This is a genomic window from Alkalicoccobacillus gibsonii (genome assembly GCF_016798245.1).
Taxonomy (GTDB): Bacteria; Bacillota; Bacilli; order Bacillales; family Bacillaceae_D; genus Alkalicoccobacillus; species Alkalicoccobacillus gibsonii.
Genome location: NZ_JAEUZA010000001.1, coordinates 427989 through 447473, shown reverse-complemented (window position 1 = coordinate 447473; position 19485 = coordinate 427989). Strand labels below are relative to the sequence as shown.

General features: G+C 38.4%; 15 protein-coding genes. 5 read left to right on the top strand and 10 right to left on the bottom strand.

What is annotated here, in order from left to right; translation table 11 throughout:
• Positions 1–13: 13 nt before the first annotated feature.
• Complete coding sequence (locus tag JNO66_RS02440) at positions 14–1594, bottom strand: GGDEF domain-containing response regulator (protein ID WP_203086604.1); 1581 nt, start codon at positions 1592–1594, stop codon at positions 14–16.
• Positions 1595–1915: 321 nt separating this feature from the next.
• Here JNO66_RS02440 and JNO66_RS02435 point away from each other — a divergent pair, with 321 nt between their 5' ends.
• The 3 genes from JNO66_RS02435 to JNO66_RS02425 are packed head-to-tail and all read left to right on the top strand — an operon-like array spanning position 1916 to position 4630.
• Positions 1916–2611, top strand: a complete 696-nt coding sequence (locus JNO66_RS02435) for a FadR/GntR family transcriptional regulator (protein ID WP_273753143.1) — start codon at positions 1916–1918, stop codon at positions 2609–2611.
• 19 nt (positions 2612–2630) lie between these two features.
• Positions 2631–4205 carry a glutathione ABC transporter substrate-binding protein gene (locus JNO66_RS02430; RefSeq protein WP_203086603.1) on the top strand — a complete coding sequence of 525 codons (1575 nt, stop codon included), beginning with the start codon at positions 2631–2633 and terminating at the stop codon, positions 4203–4205.
• Positions 4202–4630, top strand: a complete 429-nt coding sequence (locus JNO66_RS02425; RefSeq protein ID WP_203086602.1) for a hypothetical protein — start codon at positions 4202–4204, stop codon at positions 4628–4630. The genes JNO66_RS02430 and JNO66_RS02425 overlap by 4 nt, the downstream gene beginning before the upstream one ends.
• Positions 4631–4675: 45 nt before the next feature.
• Here the strand turns inward: JNO66_RS02425 and JNO66_RS02420 are convergent, their stop codons facing one another.
• From JNO66_RS02420 to JNO66_RS02400, 5 genes are all read right to left on the bottom strand, one after another.
• Entirely contained in the window at positions 4676–6337 is a 1662-nt protein-coding gene (locus JNO66_RS02420) for an ABC transporter substrate-binding protein (protein ID WP_203086601.1), read from the bottom strand.
• Positions 6338–6423: 86 nt separating this feature from the next.
• A complete protein-coding gene (locus JNO66_RS02415; RefSeq protein ID WP_203086600.1) occupies positions 6424–7335 on the bottom strand; it encodes a carbohydrate ABC transporter permease in 912 nt (303 codons plus the stop codon).
• A 16-nt stretch (positions 7336–7351) separates the two neighbouring features.
• A complete protein-coding gene (locus JNO66_RS02410; RefSeq protein ID WP_203086599.1) occupies positions 7352–8311 on the bottom strand; it encodes an ABC transporter permease in 960 nt (319 codons plus the stop codon).
• 140 nt (positions 8312–8451) lie between these two features.
• Entirely contained in the window at positions 8452–9984 is a 1533-nt protein-coding gene (locus JNO66_RS02405; protein WP_203086598.1) for a response regulator transcription factor, read from the bottom strand.
• Complete coding sequence (locus JNO66_RS02400; protein WP_210340748.1) at positions 9984–11738, bottom strand: cache domain-containing sensor histidine kinase; 1755 nt, start codon at positions 11736–11738, stop codon at positions 9984–9986. The genes JNO66_RS02405 and JNO66_RS02400 overlap by 1 nt, the downstream gene beginning before the upstream one ends.
• 240 nt (positions 11739–11978) lie before the next feature.
• Between JNO66_RS02400 and JNO66_RS02395 the strand changes: the two genes are divergently transcribed.
• Entirely contained in the window at positions 11979–13472 is a 1494-nt protein-coding gene (locus JNO66_RS02395) for a peptide MFS transporter (RefSeq protein WP_203086596.1), read from the top strand.
• A gap of 42 nt (positions 13473–13514) precedes the next feature.
• Here the strand turns inward: JNO66_RS02395 and rlmN are convergent, their stop codons facing one another.
• Positions 13515–14585, bottom strand: coding sequence for a dual-specificity RNA methyltransferase RlmN (rlmN, locus tag JNO66_RS02390; RefSeq protein ID WP_203086595.1), 1071 nt, complete (start codon positions 14583–14585; stop codon positions 13515–13517).
• 130 nt (positions 14586–14715) lie between these two features.
• A complete protein-coding gene (locus JNO66_RS02385) occupies positions 14716–15024 on the bottom strand; it encodes an antibiotic biosynthesis monooxygenase family protein (RefSeq protein WP_308807424.1) in 309 nt (102 codons plus the stop codon).
• A gap of 153 nt (positions 15025–15177) precedes the next feature.
• Here JNO66_RS02385 and JNO66_RS02380 point away from each other — a divergent pair, with 153 nt between their 5' ends.
• The gene (locus tag JNO66_RS02380) at positions 15178–16128 is read left to right on the top strand and encodes a nucleoside recognition domain-containing protein (RefSeq protein WP_203086593.1); all 951 of its coding nucleotides are present in this window, start codon (positions 15178–15180) and stop codon (positions 16126–16128) included.
• 274 nt (positions 16129–16402) lie between these two features.
• On the opposite strand, the gene JNO66_RS02375 is transcribed toward JNO66_RS02380, so the two are convergent.
• Together JNO66_RS02375 and JNO66_RS02370 are read right to left on the bottom strand one after the other, a co-directional pair.
• Positions 16403–17338 carry an NADP-dependent oxidoreductase gene (locus JNO66_RS02375; RefSeq protein WP_203086592.1) on the bottom strand — a complete coding sequence of 312 codons (936 nt, stop codon included), beginning with the start codon at positions 17336–17338 and terminating at the stop codon, positions 16403–16405.
• A 69-nt stretch (positions 17339–17407) separates the two neighbouring features.
• On the bottom strand, positions 17408–19450 hold the full coding sequence (locus JNO66_RS02370) for a Na+/H+ antiporter (protein ID WP_273753141.1): 2043 nt from the start codon (positions 19448–19450) through the stop codon (positions 17408–17410).
• Between the last annotated feature and the right edge of the window lie 35 nt (positions 19451–19485).

Here is a 19485-nt window from a genome sequence, read left to right as displayed (position 1 = left end):
CTCTTTTCAATCCTTATAATAATGTTCGCTTTAACAATCGTTGAATGCGAGCCCGTAGCTCCTCTGGTTGAAATGGCTTAGTAATATAATCATCGGCTCCTGCGTTTAATGCTTGTACAATTTCCTCTTCATTGGACTTTCCTGTTAACATAACTACTAGAATATCTAATTCAGGGAAATTCAATCGAATGTGACTAAGCACTTCTAAGCCATCTACCTTTGGCATCATGCGATCCAGTACAATTAAGAATTTTTGTCTTGGTTGATACCAATCTGATTGGAGAAAATCTTCTCCGCTTTCAAATGTTAAAATCCTAAAGACCGATCCTTGAACCACAATTTTTTGAAGCTCATCCTCCACCACATCTCTAACAACCTCATTATCATCAACGATACAAATGGTGACAACATGTTCAATTTCGTAAACCTCATTTGGATTGTAGATTAGGGCCTTATTTCGACCAGCTCGTTTTGCAGCATAAAGAGCTTTATCTGCTTTATCACTCAATTCTTCTATTTTGCTAATGTCTTTAGCCACTTCAGAGATCCCTGCTGAAACCGTTACATGAAACGTGGTCTCCTCACTTGTAAATGGAAGCTCTTGAAATTCAATTCGAAAACGGTCAACCATTTGTAACGCTTGATATTTATTGGTATTTGGAAGTAACAGTACAAACTCTTCTCCACCAAGACGTATCACTAAGTCTCCTTCTCTTTTTTTGCTTGTTAAGAAGTCTGCAAATCCTTTTAACACGTCATCTCCAGTTAGATGCCCATATGTATCATTGATCTTTTTAAAGAAATCCAAATCAAGCAGGACAAGCGAAAACATCGTGTCATAGCGATGGAATAGTTCAAGCTGTCTAGTTCCTTCAAGTCGTAGATACCTTCTATTAAACACACCGGTCAAATCATCGTACATAAGAGAGCGTTCAAATATACTTCGTAGCTTTATTCGATTTGTGATCCGGACAGTCAATTCACTCATATGAACAGGCTTTACAAAATAGTCCGTTACACCATTTTTGTATGCTTGATTTTGAGCTTCTAAAGAGCTTCTTTCGCTTAATACCATCACTGGGACGATCTCTGTCCATAATTTCTGGGAAAGAGCACTTAACTCTGCCGAATTAACGGTTACCTCATTGGGGTCAACCAATATCACACACTCTGGCTTCTGATCATTAAAAAACTGATTACCTTTTTCAAGGCTAAGGGCTCCAGTTACCATAAAGCCCTGTTCTTCAAGGCTACGCTTAAGATAAGCTAAGTAACTACCATCTTCAGATATGATTAATACGAGAGATGGATCTGCGTTTGCACTAAGAACCTCTTTACTCTTTCTTTCAACTAATACTGTGTCTTTTAAGTAGTGAAAAATTTCTTCATGAGACCATTCTTCTTTATCAAGAGGAAGTAATTCAAGCTTCCCCCTTGCTTCCGCTGAATGCTGCGGTAATCCAATGGAAGAGCCTGTACCTGCTATCGAATGAAGAAATCGATACAACTCATCATAGGAGACAGTAAGTTGAGCCTCCCAATTATCTAAGGTCTTTTCAATCTTTTCTTGTAATTTTAATTGATATTTTTTCATGGTTAACTCCCTTCTAACCATTGCTCAAGAACTAGTTTATGGATGTATTATCCAACATTCACAATCTATTATAGTAAATTTTAATTAAGAAATCATGAATTTGTAGAAGATAGATTTGTCAATGTGTTGAGGAAGGTAACTTCATTCATAAGTTGACAGCAAAATCTTCCTATGCTAGGATCTTCTTATTAAAGCCGTGTATTCCTGTACGAATTATCTAAAATTGTATTTTCAATGGTATAAGGTTTATACCTTTTACCACATAAAAGGAGGGAATCTTTTATTTACAAACTTTCTTTAAACCAAGTTCAATCAAAAAAAGTGAGCGATTTCATTTATGAACAGCTTGAAGAAGCCATTATTTTAAAAGAATTTTTTTCTAATGAGCGGCTACCCTCTGAGAGAGAGCTTTCTACCTTATTTAACTGTAGTCGCCTAGCATTAAGAGAAGCATTGGCTGCCCTTGAACAACATGGATTAATTGAAAAAAGATTAGGTGCAAAAGGAGGAACATTTGTCCTTCCTACTACAAAGCGATCAAATCATCGATCGAGTTCTGAAATTAAATCTTCATGGAAGGATTTAATGGACATTTTTGAGTATCGTTCCATTATTGAGCCTGAAGCTGCAAGGCTCGCCGCATTGAGAATATCGGACGAAGAATTAGATTCCCTTCAAGTGATTTTGGATCAAAGCCAGCATCAGTTGATTGAACGTGAAGAGTTTCGGTCTCTTGATGTAAAATTTCACCTTTTAATAGGTAGAGCCTCAGGTAATACGTATCTAGAAAGGGCTATCCGAAAAATCCGCACACTTATTAATCCAGCTCTTGACTTGATGCCATATAGCAATGAGGTTAAAACAAAAACAATAACCGACCACAAACACTTACTTGCCGCTCTACATGAAAGAAATTCTACGCTTACGAAAGAAATGATGTTTAATCACATACATGGAAGTACTGAGGCTATTTCTAATCAATTTTCGAAACATTCCATCACCAATGATGAGACATAAGAAGAAAGAAGGAATTATATTGAAAAATCTATTAACTGTTTCTTTACTTACTGGAGTTCTATTGCTTACAGCATGCTCGAGTGATTCAAACGAGCCTTCAAACGATTCATCCACGATTAATGAAGTTGGAAGGGAGATTACATACTCACTAGCCACAGATATTCAGAAACTTGATCCACATACAGAAAATGTAGTTGTCAATTGGAAAGTTGGCTTTAATGTATATGATCGACTAGTTACCCAAAATGAATCGATGGAACTGGAGCCTGGACTTGCTACAGAATGGGAAACCATTGATCCTACCACATGGGAATTTAAATTAAGAGAGGATGTAATCTTTCACGATGGTACTGAATTTAATGCTGATGCAGTAAAAGCAAATCTAGATCGTAGTCTTGCCGAGGAAACGATCTCACCTACTGCTTACTTATACGATCGCATTGAGGATATAGAAGTCGTAGATCCTTATACGGTTCGGTTTCATTTATCTGAACCTTTTGCCTCTTTACCTGCACACCTTGCTCAATATGGTGGTTCTATGCTGAGTCCTGCCGTTATTGAAGAAGATAACGAAGCAGTAGCAAATGGAGAGGATCCTGGTAGTGTTGTCGCAAATAAACCAATTGGTACAGGTCCATTTAAGTTTGAATCATGGGATCCAGGTTCAGAAATCAAATTGGTTCGAAACGAGGATTATTGGGGCGGAGCACCTAATATTGAAGGGGTTACGTACAAGATTGTCCCAGAAGAATTAACACGAGTGGCAGATCTTGAAACACAGGCATCAGACATTATTGATTCAGTAAATCCTAATAGCATAGAACAAATAATAAATAGTGATGCTGCTGAGATCGTAGAAACAGACTCAACTTACGTGAATTTCCTTGGATTTAACACAAATAAAGAACCGTTTGATGATGTGCGTGTTAGACAAGCAATTAGTATGGCAATCGACAAGGACGTAATTGTTGATTCTATTTTAAATGGTGTTGGTACAATTGCTAACAGTCCACTTTCACCTTATGACTTTGGATTTGCTGACGTTGAGGCATTGCCATATGATCCAGAAGAAGCAAAAGAGTTACTTAATGAAGTAGGTCAAAGCGATTTATCACTAGAATTATCCGTGAATGATGATCGGACACGTGTAGACATTGCTACTTATATCCAACAAGCCCTACAAGACATAGGCGTGAACGTTACCATTAGTCAAATGGAGTTTGCATCTTTCGTAGAATATACCGGGCAGGGCGAAGCAGATTTGTTCCTACTTGGACGTTCAAGTCCAACAGGCGATGGATATAATGCACTGTTTACCATTCTTCATTCTAATAAACAAAGCAGTAACCAATTAAGATATACGTACGCGAACCCGGCATTTGATGAGCTCGTTGATCAATCCATACAAACCACAGATGAGGATGAGCGTAACGATTTGTTTGAAGAAGCGCAACAAATCGTAGCGAATGATGTCCCGTTTGATTTTCTATATTATCCTCTGGATCTACTTGGTGTTTCTAATCAAATTAGTGGCGTAAAAACTCTACCATCTGGTGTCGTGTTACTAAAAGATGTTGAAGTGGTACAACAATGACAAAACCAGTGAGACTTTCAATGCCGATTGCTTTTTTAATTGAAAACCTTCGAACAAGCGGTGTGTCTGATGATAAGCTGATTCAGATCATAAAGAACCGTGAGTTCAAGTTCATTGTAGATCAAGTTGTTGATCCCACGATGAATTTCGATGAACGAATTCAAACGGCAGAAGAGCTTAGCGAACCCTGGGAAGAAGCGATCAAAGAAGGGTACAGTTTTAAATTTTTACATCTTAATGGCTTAAAGAAACTTCTTGCGCTCCGCTTTAACAAAAGCGATGGAGTTGATTATAGTCAACAAGATCATAAGTTAATTGGAATTCATCTCTCTTCATCAGAAGAGATACGATTGCATGAACTCATTCAAGGTAGTTGGACCGTAGTAAAGAGTTCTAACCTCATTACCATTACACCAAAATACTAAAGTAAAGAGCCGTGAGAAGAGTAACCTTCTCACGGCTTTTTAACCTTATTCTCCCCAGAGCTCGATGCGGTTTTTAATCAATTCTGTGTATTCCTTCTCTGCTTCTTCTGCACCTGCTGCGAGTAATTCATCTTGGAACTCATCCCAAACTGCATCAAATTTCTCAGGATCGGCAAGGATGGCCTCTGGTATCTTACGTTTCATAATGTCTAGGCATCTTTGCATGACGAGTTCTAGATTTGATCCGGCAGGTACAGCCATGTTATAAGCGGCTCCCCAAGGCTTTACCGGGAACTCATCCTCTTGAGGATAAAGATCCTTCCAAAGTTCGGCATCATAAGCATCGAGTACTTCTTTTTCTTTATCCGTATACGAATCCTTAATTTGTTCAGGACTTGCGATTGTATATGTTTGACCTGTTGAGTCTTCGGCACCATTCCCATAAACCGGGCTAAATCCTTTTAATACGCCGATACCTGTCTGCTTAGAGAAGTTTGCGTTATTATTACGCTCTTCCATCTGTTCTTCACTGATCACTCGTTTGCCATCTTCTATTGTATAATGTTCTCCCTCGATTCCCCAGTTTTGAAGAATCTGTCCTTCCTCTGAAGCAAGAAAATCAAGGAATTTAATGGCGCGAACAGGATTCTCACAATCTACTGAGATTCCAATTCCCCATCCACCTAAATAACCGGTTTGCTGGAAGTTTGGATGCTTAAATTCGTCCGTTAAGGTAACTGGGTACATTCCGTGCATGCGTTCCGTTTTCCCTGCTTCTCTTAATGCATTTTGTGCCTGATCCACTTGCCAATCTGCATCAATCAAACCGAGCACACGACCAGATGAGATCTTAGCTAGATATTGATCGTACTTCTGTACAAAGCTCTCTGGATCAAGTAACCCTTCATCATTCATGTGGTTCAACCAACGGAAATACTCCTTTTCCTCAGCACGTCTGTAATGGAACTTCGCCTCATACGTATCTGGATCAATATAAAATTCACCATCATCTGGTGCACCTGTCGCAAAAAAGGCCGGATTTGTTGTTGAGATCATGATGCGCCAATCATCCGCTAGTAAAGATAACCCAACGGTAGGCTGACCATCAATAGTTGGATTCTTTTCTTTGTACTCTCTAATTGCGTTCTCAAAATCGTCTACCGTTCGAATCTCTGGATAACCTAGTTCCTCTACAACAGCATGCTGCAACATGAAACCAGTTCCTGGCTCCCAATACGTATGATCCACCTCTGAGGTTGGTAGGATATAAATGGATTCATCCTCATTACTCCATTTGAGTCGATCAAAATAATCTCCATAAATCTCTTTTAAATTCGGAGCGTGTTCTTCTATTAAATCAGTTAGATCAAGAAACGCTCCTGCATCAACGAGTGTTCCTGCGTTTCCTTTTGGCCAAATTAAGTCTGGATAGTCTCCGCTAGCAGCCATTAAAGCGATTTTTTGATCGCCTCCGTTTACATCAAATTCACCATTGATCGTAACACCTGTCTTTTCTTTTACAACCTGACTGACTGGACTTTCCATGTTATCCCATTGAGAGTGCAAATCTCCACTAAATAGCGAGAGCGTAATATCACCTTCTGGATCTTCGTCTTCCAAGTTCGCTGTATCTTTACTACATCCAATTAAACCGCTTACCAAAACAACTGAGGTTAAAAACATTCCTGTTTTCCAATGCTTTTTCATGCTACATCCCCCTTAAAATTGATCGTTTATTTGTTAAACTAAAAAATTTGTTTATCAGTCAATGAAATAAAATTTCAATACCCCCTTTAGCTTTTTACTGCGCCTAATGTCATCCCCTGCACAAAGTATTTTTGAAGAAACGGATATACTAACAAAATCGGTATAATAGTGACCATCGATATCGCCATCTTAATCGATTCAGGTGATACCTGCTTTGCTGCCTCTTCACCAGCAACTCCTCTAAAGGAATTCGCGTCTGAAGCACCCATATTCGTATTTTGTAAGATTTTCATTAATTCATATTGTAAGGTTGTCAGAGATGGGTTTGAGCTGTTGTACAAATACGTATCAAACCATGCATTCCATTGTCCTACTGCTACAAATAAAGCAATGGTTGCGAGTACTGGCATACAAAGTGGCATAACAATTCTCCAGAATATCGTAAAGTCGCTCGCCCCATCCATTTTTGCAGATTCTTGGAGTGCAAATGGCAGCCCATCCATAAACGAACGAACAATAATAATGTTAAATGCGTTGACCATACCAGGTAAGATATAGACCCAGAACGTGTTGATTAAGTTAAGTTCTCTCATTAACATGTAGCCAGGGATTAGCCCTCCAGAAAAGTACAACGTAAGTACAATAAAGATCGAGACAAATTTTCTCCCTTGAAAATCAGACCGGCTCAACGTAAATGCAACCATGGCTGATGAGAATACTCCGAGCACTGTGCCAAGTACTGTGCGAAGGATGGAGTTAATTAATCCTGTAACAAGATTATCGTACTCAAAGATTGTCTTATAGTTTTCTAATGTGAATTCTCTTGGCCAGATATGAATGCCCCCACGGACAGTATCTGTAGAATCATTTAAAGAAATAGCTAATACATTTAGAAAAGGATATAAGGTGACAATAAACACTAGAATGAGGAACGTATAGTTCACAAAATCGAATATTCGATCCCCTTTTGTTAATCGGTTACTGCTAAACTTACTCATACATCCTGCCCTCCCTCTACATTACACTTTGGTTCGCATATCGCTTAAAGATGCCATTCGCTATGAATAACAGCATGATACTTACAAGTGAATTAAAAATTCCGATTGCTGTTCCATAGGAGAAGCGTCCTAGACCAATCCCATAATTTAAGGCATACAGCTCTAACACTTCAGAGAAGTTAACGACTGTTGGGTTACCTAGTAGAAATTGCTTCTCAAACCCAATCGTAATTAAGTTTCCAATTGAAAGAATCAACACAACTAGAATTGTAGGACGGATACCTGTTAAGGTAATGTGCCAAATTTGTCTAAAACGACTTGCTCCATCTACTTTAGCTGCTTCATATAATTGCGGATCAATACCGGCAATTGCTGCTAAGAAGATAATAGAGTTCCAGCCCATTTCCTTCCACAAATCCGCTAAAGTGACAATCACCCAAAAATACTCACCTTTAGTCATGAACTGAACTGGTTGATCAAGAAGCCCAGCAGCCACAAGTAGATCATTGATGACTCCCCCATCTACGGAAAGCATCTTTGTAACAATCCCTGCCACAATGACCCAGGACACAAAGTGGGGAAGATAGGAGACAGTTTGAACCGTACGTTTAAAGGCTTTTAAACGAATTTCGTTTAAGAGTACAGCAAACATAATAGGAACCGTAAATCCTACTGTTAAACCCATAATGCTCATTACAATTGTGTTTCGTAACACTAAATAAAACCGTTCATCTTGAAAGAGTTGGACAAATTGCTGCAACCCAACCCATTCTTGTTCAAAGAATCCAAGGCCTGGCCGGTAATTTTGAAATGCCATGACCCAGCCTCCAAGAGGTAGGTAATTAAAAACAAAAACCCAAGCGACAAAAGGAAGCGACATTAAATATAGGATTTTTTGTTGCTTGAATATAGTCCAAAAACTTTTTTTCTGTAAAGAAACGCTAGCATTTGAATGCGTTTTCATTTTTGTTTTCATCTTTTCTCTCCTTCCTAGAATTTATCATATACGGAATATAAAGAAGAAAATACATGATACATTTCATCAAAAATCAGATATAAATTAGTGGTACAAATCCCAAAAAGAAAAACGACAAGTCCAAACCAGGACCTATCGCATTATTGGATATTGCTTTGCTTAAGGTTTTGAAGGAGAATCTGTTGTTTTTGGAACGCTCTTGGAGATATCCCTACATACTTTTTAAATTTCCGATGAAAGTAATCAACATCTTTATAGCCGACCTTTTCAGATACTTCATACACTTTATACCCTTGTTCGAGGTATATTTTTCCGTACTTTATCCGACTTTTATCGAGATAGGTGTTAAAATACTCCCCTGTTTGTTCACGGAAAACCTTGCCCAAGTAAGCTGCATTGTAATTAAGTAGTTCAGCAATACCTTCAAGTCTCAAATTCTCAGCAAATTGTTTGTCGATCAATTCCATCATCTTTTCAACAGTACTTGTTTTACTTTCAGAATAGATCAAATGGATTAATTCAATGACCCGGTTTGTCATGATCTTCGCAACCTCATAAATATGTGATTGTTCATAGATGACGGACGGATTAAAAGGCAATGACTCGATAAGAGTAAGTTTTTTAGGATCATGGAGCACTAATTTGTTAACCACCATTGAATAAAAGTGGATCATTGTTTTCTGAGCACTCATTGGTTGATACCTTCGATCAATTAAATCATCTATTAATTCTTGAATCAAATCTCTGCACGAAGTTACAAGTCCTAGTGTGACCATAATGGAAAGCTTTTTTACATAGTCTTCTAAATTGAGATCTTGATCCTTTTTTTCAATGTCATTTATATTTAGATGATTATTTGTTAAACAGGTTGATTCTTTAAATAAAAATGTATATGAAAGAAGGTCTAGTGCATTTGAATAGGACTGAATGAGGGTTAATGGATCTGTTACAGCTTCCCCAATTGCTCCATATCCCTCTTTCGCCTGGACAAAAGAATTTAATTGCCTTTCCCATTCCGTTGCCTCGTTTAAGAGAATCACTCCTACTTTTGGGTTAGTGAAGACAAACCCATTTGGTAATGTTCGTTCTAATTGCTTTAACTCTCTCTCTGTTAATTCTTTTGATTGCTGAACTTGAAAGAGCATAATACGATAGCTTTTGGCTGATAGTCCGTATACCTTACATTGTTCATAGAATTGATCCTTACTCAATGTGTTCGATCTCGTTAGAGCTTGTGTAATAAATCGATCTTTCTTCATCTGAAAATCTTCTTCTAACAGCTCCGTTAAGGTGTTTCGTTGCCGCAAATCTACTTGAATTTGCTTAAGCAGTGGAATAAGTTCCTCTTCATCCAACGGTTTTAAAAGATAGCCATCAACTCTATGGACTAACGCTTCCTTCGCATACGTAAAATCGGCGTGACCCGTTAGAATAATAAAACGTATGGTTGAGTCAGTTTCTCTAATTGTATGAATTAATTCTAACCCTCCCATTTCTGGCATCCGTATATCTACAATGATGACGTCTGGTTTAAGACGTTGATACAATTGAAGAGCCTCTTTCCCATTTTTTGCTGTTCCTTGAACACGAAACCCATATTGATGCCATGAAATTAATGAACATAACCCCTCACGAATCATCGGCTCATCATCTACAATTAGAACCTGATACATCATTTCCCCTCCCAAGGTATACTAAATTGAATATATGTCCCCTTTCCTTGCTCGCTCATAATATTTAACCCTGCATCTGCACCATACATGAGTTTCAATCGTTGATGTACGTTCCTCAATCCAATCCTGTTTTGGCCATTCGTTTCTTTTTCCTCTAGCATCGCATCTATTTGCTCTAATCGTTCTTCAGTCATACCGACTCCATTGTCTTGAACGGAAATAATAACGCGATTGTTTGCAAGATATGATGAGATAACGACCTTTCCTCCAGATTCTTTAGCTTCTAACCCATGGTACACAGCGTTTTCTACAATAGGCTGAATCGTTAAAGGCTGGATAAGTAAATGGCTTGTTTCAGGTGCTATATTTAATTCGTACTTAAGCCGATCACCATAACGAAAGGTCTGAATATCTAAATATGTTCGAACAAGCTCCATTTCGTCTTTTAAAGGCAAAGGCTTCCCTTCTGTATCGAGACTTTTACGAATAATTTGACCTAGTTGCTTTACGACATTTGCAATCTCTTTCTCCCCTTCTATATGTGCCTTCATACGAATCGATTCAAGCGTATTAAACAAAAAGTGAGGATTGATTTGGCTGGCTAACATTTTAAATTTCATTTCATTTTGATTGACTTCAATTTGATTTTTCTGTCGGTTGGTTTCAATGACTTGATCAATCATTCCTCTTAAATTATCAACCATCTCATTAAATTGATCTGAGAGCTGGCCAATTTCATCTGTCCCATCAATATCGACTTTCGTTGTTAAATCTCCAGCTGCTACTCTTTCAATTTTTCGACTTAAATTCGATAGCCGATTCGATAGCATTTTAGAGAAAATGGTAATGAGAATAATAGCTAATGTCACACCAATAAATGTAATAAAAATGCCCGTTAAGCCTAAGCGATTTGCCCGTTCAATCACTTGATTATTTAATGTGACTGTCACAATGGATAAATCACTTTGACTCATCATCGGGTTAAGTAAATCCACAGTCACTTGCGCAGGCTCCCCATTAAATGAGAGTTCATAATTACCGGGTGACCATAGTAAATTGTGATCAACTTGATCCGTTATTGACACACCTTTATATTTCGGTTGATTTGAAGAAATCACTTGACCTTCTTCATCTGTTATAAATGTAAGCAATGATTCTTGTTTTAAAATTGAATCCAACTGACTTGGTTCAATTGTGATGACAACAACTCCAAATGTTTGATCTTCGATAAAGTTAATTCGTTTAACTAAACTTAGAAAAATCTGTCCGTTATTTGTTTCATCGGGTAGAAGCCTCCAACGGTTATATCCTACATCTGTTTCTGCTTGTTGATACCAGCTTTCGTTTCTAATCTTTTGGTCTACCGGTATGAACTCCCAGTTATTGATTAACGTTGAATTATCATAATAAAAGCGAACGGCTTGGATTTCTCGTTGTGTATAAAGGTATGATTGAAAATTCTGATACTGATAATAACGGGTAAACACGTCGAATGTTGATGTATACCTTGTTGTGACGAGTTCTTCTAATTCCCTATCAAGCTCCAGACTATTTGAGATAAAGGTAGGGATTTTTAATAGCTCGTAGGTTCGTTCTTTGACTCGCTCTGAGTTTGACTTTGACTGCTTCATCATGTCATCTAAAGCAATTGAACGCAGCTCCTGAGTCAATAAGAGCCCAACTAAAATGATTGGGAGTAAAACAACCACAATAAAGGTTAGCATAAGTTTCTCTCTTAGCTTCAGATGATTCATCCATTTGAGAAACCTCGTTCGTAACACTACAGCTTCCCCCTCCTAAAGTAAGCGTTTTCATATTATTATACCTCATCTTTTCTACAATTAAAGTGATTTCTTACTGATTATTCATTAAATTATGTTATTTAAATATACCAATTACACAATGATTACGATTACTTTTTACTGATTATTATTACTTTTGACAAACAACTCGTAAAAGGAGTATTATTTCAAGATACTAAAGGAGTGTATATCATGTCACATCTTGATAAACAAAAAGTGATAGCAAGTGTTCCTCAAAAAGGTTTTTTTGGTCATCCTAAAGGATTATTTACCTTGTTCTTCACAGAATTTTGGGAACGGTTCTCTTATTACGGAATGAGAGCTATTCTTTTATTTTACATGTATTATGAAGTATCCAAAGGCGGCTTAGGTTTACCTGAAAATCTAGCACTCGCCATTATGTCTATTTATGGATCACTTGTTTATATGTCAGGAATCATTGGAGGTTGGCTAGCTGATCGAGTTTTCGGTACGTCAAAAGCCGTTTTTTATGGCGGCGTCTTTATTATGCTAGGACATATCGTACTGGCCATACCAGGTAATGTACCATTATTCTTTACTTCTATGGTACTAATTGTTCTTGGCACTGGACTACTGAAACCAAACGTATCCTGTGTGGTAGGAGATCTATATAGTGAAGAAGATAACCGACGAGATGCTGGATTTAGTATTTTTTATATGGGAATTAATCTTGGTGGGCTCATTTCACCTCTAATTGTTGGGTCCGTAGGCACAGAAATAGATTTTCATCTAGGGTTTTCATTAGCGGCTATTGGGATGTTTATAGGTCTTCTTACATTTTTACTGACTCGCAAAAAGAATCTTGGACTTGCCGGGACGTACCCGCTTAATCCGTTAAATGCTACAGAGAAGAAGCGCCTTAGTATTATGTTCACATCAGCTGCTATAATTATTGCACTTTTCGTAGCATTTGGTCTCTATACGAATGTTCTTACACTACCTGTATTCATTGGACTTATTGGCATCCTCGGATTTGTCATTCCGACTATTTATTTTGTCGTGATGTATCGTAGCAATAAAACATCAGCAACAGAGAAATCAAGAATTCTCGCATACATTCCATTATTCCTTGCAGCTGTGATGTTCTGGGCGATTCAAGAGCAAGGATCAACCATTCTTGCAAGCTATGCAGACAAAAGAACAGAGTTAAGTATTGCTGGTATTAATCTTTCACCTGCTTTGTTTCAATCATTAAATCCACTCTTTGTTATTTTACTTGCACCGGTGTTTGCTTGGTTATGGGTTAAGCTAGGGGCAAAACAGCCGTCTATTCCAAGAAAGTTTTCTTTCGGCTTGTTATTTGCGGGACTATCTTTCCTTGTTATGCTTGTACCAGCCTATTTATCCGGTGGAACAGGTCTTGTAAGTCCTCTTTGGCTTGTGCTTAGTTACTTTATCGTAGTATTAGGTGAGCTATGCCTATCACCTGTAGGACTATCTGCAACAACAAAGCTTGCTCCAGCTGCTTTCTCTGCTCAAACAATGAGCCTTTGGTTCTTATCAAATGCCGCAGGACAAGCAGTAAACGCTCAAATTGTTCAATTCTATCGTGTTGAAACTGAAGTTGTTTATTTTGGAGTTATTGGCGGCCTAGCGATTGTGCTTGGTATTATCCTCTATCTTCTTACTCCATTTATTCGTAAATTTATGCAAGGTGTACATTAATACAAAAAGCGCCATCCTTGATTGGACGGCGCTTTTTTAATCTTATTTTACTTTTTCTTTTTTCTTCTCTTGCTTACTTCTTAACTGACCACATGCTGCGTCAATATCTGCCCCTTGTTCAAGACGAACACCACAGTTAATCCCCTTTTTCTTTAACGTATCAAAGAACTCAGAGATCGCTTCAGGTGTGCTACGTTGGTAATCTCCGTGCTCATCTACCGGATTGTAAGGAATCAAATTTACATAAGAAAGATGACGTTTGTCACCGATTAACTCTGCTAATTGCAGTGCCTCAGCTTTATGGTCGTTTACATCACGAATTAAAATATATTCGTATGTGACACGACGGTTTGTTTTTTCTAAATAGTAATCGATGGAATCCATCAATTTCTCAATTGGGAATGCTTTATTAATCTTCATGATTTTTGTGCGAAGCTCATTGTTCGGCGCATGAAGTGAAACGGCTAAGTTTACTTGAAGCTTAAGATCTGCAAACTCATAAATTTTATTAGCAAGACCACTTGTTGAAACTGTAATATGACGTGCGCCAATGGCAAGTCCTTTATGATCTTTCACAACTTCAAGGAAGTCCACCGTGTTCTGGAAATTATCAAATGGTTCTCCAATTCCCATAACAACGATATGACTCACACGCTCATCCTGTCCTTTAGTGTCAAGATGAAGCTGTACATTCATGATCTGTTCAACAATTTCACCACTCGTTAAATCACGGTTTTTTGTTAATAGTCCACTCGCACAGAAGCTACAACCAATGTTACAGCCTACTTGAGTGGTTACACATACCGACAAACCATACTTATGTCTCATTAGAACAGTCTCAATTAAATTCCCGTCCTGTAAGCGGAATAAGAATTTGATTGTACCGTCTTTTGATTCTTGACGCACGTGTTCTGTAAGCGTTTGGATAGAGAAGTTTTCCTCAAGTACATCAATACATTCTTTGTTTACATTATTCATCTCAGAAAATTGAGTAACACGCTTTCTGTATAACCAATCCCACACTTGAGACGCGCGGAATTTTTTATGTCCGTGTTCTAGTAACCACTCCGTTAACTGATCTAATGTTAATCCATAGATGGATGGTTTAATCATTTTATACCCTCATTTCAGTTCTCATTTACACATTCTATTTAAACAATCACTACATATCATCGTAACAACCATTTATTATAGCATGCATATAAGTAAAAATCCAGAAGCATGATGGCTTCTGGATACATTTTTAAGATTCATTTTCAGAACGGCTTGAATGAGCAACTGTATAGGCTTGCAATTCATTTGATGGCGCAGCAGGCTTGTCTCTACTTCCTTTTTGTTGATGTGCTCGTTTGAAAGCATCACTTTCAAGCCAATTCTCATAGTCGTTTTTTGATTCCCATTTCGTGAAGACCACTTGCTTTCCATCTTCCTTCTCATTATCTAAGAAAAGAAATTCTAAACACCCTGGTACATTCTTCATATTTTCTGCAGACTTGCCAAACCTCTCAGTTAGCATCGCTTTTCTTTCACTCGGAACATGTAGTTCATTCATCACAACGTACATACAGACTCACCCTTTCAACTTGTACTACCTTAACTATAATTGGTTTTGTCCCATAAAGAAAAGTGATTATTTTGTGATTAATTCATCTCATTTCATGTATAATGAATTTTGTAGATTAACGTACGGAAGGATAGGATTTTTATGATAAAAAGAGGACTTATGTCTGGCCTATCAACGACCTGGACATTAAGTAAAGTAATTTTTCCAATCACTTTATTCATTACGATTCTTGGCTATACACCCGTTCTTCATTGGATTGCTTCCTTTATCTCTCCACTCATGGGTATGATTGGACTAACTGGTGAGGCTGCCATTCCTTTAGTCGTCGGGAACGCCTTAAATCTCTATGCTGGGATCGGTGCCATTCTTAGTTTAGATTTAACGGTAAAAGAAGTATTTATTTTAGCCATAATGCTTTCATTCTCTCACAACTTATTCGTTGAATCGGCTGTAGCTGCTAAGGTCGGGTTACGAATTCCCATTATTATTGCTGTCAGAGTGGGGCTTGCCTTAGTATCAGCTTTTGTGATAAACCTTGTTTGGCAAGGTGGAGGTGAGCAGGCTGTGTATGGATTTGGTTCAGCAGCAGCACCCGTAACTCCAGAACCTTCTGGATGGCTTGCGATCTTGGGTGAAGGTGTGCTTGCTGGAGTAACTGGAATTGCACAGCTTGCCCTAATCGTGATACCGCTTATGCTGGTTGTTCAAATCATGCGCGAGAAAAATTGGCTTAAGCTGATTGCGAATGGCCTTGCTCCGCTTACTAAACTAATCGGAGTTGATAAGAATACGTCTGTGACCTTAGCGTCAGGTTTGTCCATAGGTCTTGCTTATGGTGCTGGTGTGATGATTGATGCAGTTAAAGAAGATAAAGTGAAGAAAAAGGACTTATATATTGTCTTCATCTTTTTAGTCGCTTGTCACGCAGTCGTAGAGGATACATTAGTCTTTTTGATTCTAGGTATTCCCGTTTGGCCACTGCTTGTCATTCGCTTAACCGCAGCATTAGTGTTAACTATTGCGATCTCTCGTATCTGGAACTCATATGATAAAAAACGATCAAAACAACACGAAGAATCTTTCGCACATTAAAAAGAAGATCCCGGAATATAACATTAATGTAATTAGCAAAATACGAACATAGCACAATATCCGCTACAGGAGAATCCCTCGCTTTCCGCGGATACGGCCTCAGCCCCTTCCGCGGAAAAAGCGCCGCTACAGTGTCTTCACCACGTATTTTTCCGCAGGAGTCTCGGGTTCTCCTTACGCTTGTTTTGTTAATACGAATGGCGAATGATTCGATCGTTGAATCATTCGCCATTTTTCATTAATTTCTAGTTTTGAAACAAGCTCTTTTTCTTATTTAAAACGTAATCACGATCTTGCCAACAGCGTGATGGGTCTCACTTAATGCGTGCGCATCATATATACCTTGTCTGCTGAATGGGAAGGTTGAGCCCACAATGGATTTTACTTTTTCCTCATTCAGTAAATCTGCTATTTTTTGCAGCTGCTCACCATCTGGCTGAAGCCAAATTCCTTTTGCTGTTACGTGATGAGCAGAAGCTGCATCATGATCTGGTTCTCCTACAATTGTGATGAGTTTCCCCGTGTTTGGCTTAAGGACTTTGTAGCTTTTCTCAGCTACTTCTCCGCCCATAGTATCAAAAACAAGATCTACGTTTGAAACAACTTCTTCAAAGTTTTCTTTCTTGTAATCAATGACCTGATCGGCGCCTAATGAGTAAAGAAGCTCATGATTCTTCTCGCTTGCTGTCGTAATCACTTTCGCTCCAGCATGTTTAGCTAATTGAATGGCGTAGATTCCTACACCACCTGCACCAGCATGAATCAAAACAGTTTGTCCTTCTGACAATGAACCATGAGTAAACAACGCCTGCCATGCCGTTAATCCTGCAAGTGGAACGGCAGCAGCCTCTTCATACGAAATGGAATCAGGAATGGATGCAAGTAAATGCTCATCCACAGCAGTGTATTCAGCATATGTGCCAAACCGTGTCGTTTCTGGTCTGGCAAAGACCTTGTCTCCCACCTTCCACTTTGTCACCTGTTCACCAACTTCTGTAATAACGCCTGCTGCATCCCAACCTAAAATGATGGGAAATTCCCAATCAAACATTCCTTTTAGATACCCTTCTCTAAGCTTCCAGTCAATCGGATTAATGGATGTAGCTTTTAGCTCAACAATCACTTGATTCTTCTCGAGAACAGGTTTTTGTACTTTCTGCTCAACGAGTTTATCTTTACTTCCATATTCATTAATAACAACAGCTTTCATTATGAACACACTCCTTTTACACAAGAACTATCTATACTATTCCCGATTCATATAAAAACAAGCCTATTTTTAATGATTGGCTGGAGTTTGTGCGTTCTCAGCAACAGCTGCTTCTACATAATTCAAGTATTTTCGTAACTGCTGTGTTGTTTCTCTGGACGTACTATTTTCTTGGAACAGCTCTTGTGTGAAACGGCGCATTTCTTCCATTACTTGATAATGCAAATCCAATACTTGATGTTCTAAAACGGGATCGAGGTCCGTTTCGCTCATTCGGATAAGCACTTTCTCATAAAGCGGGATTAATCTTGAAGTAGCGACGTAACTATCATCAGAATTTAATCCTTTTTGTAATTGGAATATGATTTCCGCATAGATTTCGCTCATAATTTCTCGTACCTGTTTACCATCTGTTTGACTCAAGTTATTGCGTTTCGTTCCAGGAAATACTCGCTGAGCCAAGCCTTTAATTCGAATCGCAAATAAAGAAAGTCCTGATTTGTTTCTGAGTAGTTCTTCAACCATTTGCAAACGTAATTGTAAATACTCAACAACTGGATCACTTAACTCATCATTTTTCTTTAACTCTTTTACAAGCAAATTACGCTCAATTTGGAACGCTTTTAAGCGAATATGATGCTCTTTTTTATTACGACTAAATTCTCTAGTTCCTAATCCGCCATACATCATATCTCCCGAAGTCACCGAATATTCCTTAGATAACCTGCGGACTGCTAGACGGTTCTCACTTGTACGGAGCTTTTGAAGGTATGCTTTTCCTTCTTCCCATGCACGGTTTGCAGCATCCTCAAAGCTTAATTGTTTTTGATCCACCATATTTCCTGCTGTTTGTTTAGAGAGAATCGGCAGGAAAACACTTGCAATGATTAATGTAAGTAAAATGGTACCCGCAGCTAAAAAGATAATGAGATCTCTTTCCGGAAATGGCGCCCCACCTGAAATCACAAAAGGAATAGAGAATGCACCAGCTAACGTGACTGCACCACGAACACCTGAAACGGTAAGTGTGGCAATTGCACGATATTTCGGTAAGTCACTTTCTTTAAACGTAAGAAGCGGTTTGATCTTTTTCCAGAATGCCGTTAACCAGATAAAACGTAATGCTAACAGAACAAGCGTAATGGCAAAGATGTAGCCTAAAACTTGTCCATTTGCTAAATTTGGATCCTCAATAATGACACGGCTCGCATCAGGAACCTGAAGTCCAAGAAGAACAAAGACAAGGCCATTTAAAATGTATAAGATAACGGACCATGTGTTATCCGATACCTTTTGAAGTTCAAGCGTACGTGACTCAGACCTCTCTCTTTCTACGGCATGAATGACACCAGCTGCAACAACAGCTAAAATCCCTGAAAAACCTAGCTCCTCAGCTAGAATATAAATAATAAAAGGTGTCATAATCTGGATGAGCATGTGAACTGTAATATCCTCTAATCCAAAGCGACGTAATAAGACTTTGATCCAAATAATGAAGAGCGCTAACACAGCTCCCGAGACAAGGCCTCCGATTGAAATAAGAAGAAAGCTTCCAGTAGCTTGATAAATCGAAAAGAAACCTGTCACCGTTGCTGCTACGGCAAATTTAAAAGCAACTAACCCTGACGCATCATTCATAAGCCCTTCGCCTTCGAGGAGTCTCATAATCCCTTTAGGCATATGCATTCGACTTGCAATGGAACCAACGGCTACAACATCTGTTGGTGATAAGATCGCTGCAAGGGCAAAAGCAGCCGGAAGTGGGATAGAAGGAATCAAAAAGTGAATAAATGTTCCACCAACAATAACTGTGGCAAACACTAGTCCAAGAGCTAATAGAAGAATGGGCCTTCTTAACTTCCAGAGTTCATCACGTGGTGTTACTTTTCCATCGTTAAATAATAATGGTGCAATAAATAAAACAAAAAATAATTCGGGTTCTAGCGGTATATGTAACCCTGAGGGACTAATCGAGATGATTACACCAATAGCAATTTGCACCAGAGGAAGTGGGACTGACGGAACAAACCGTTGAATAACATTCGATAATCCAATAATAAAAAATAGCAATAAGACCGTAAACATGACATCCATTTCAATCCAACCCTTCACTTAAGAACAATCAGCACACTAGTTAGTATGAGACA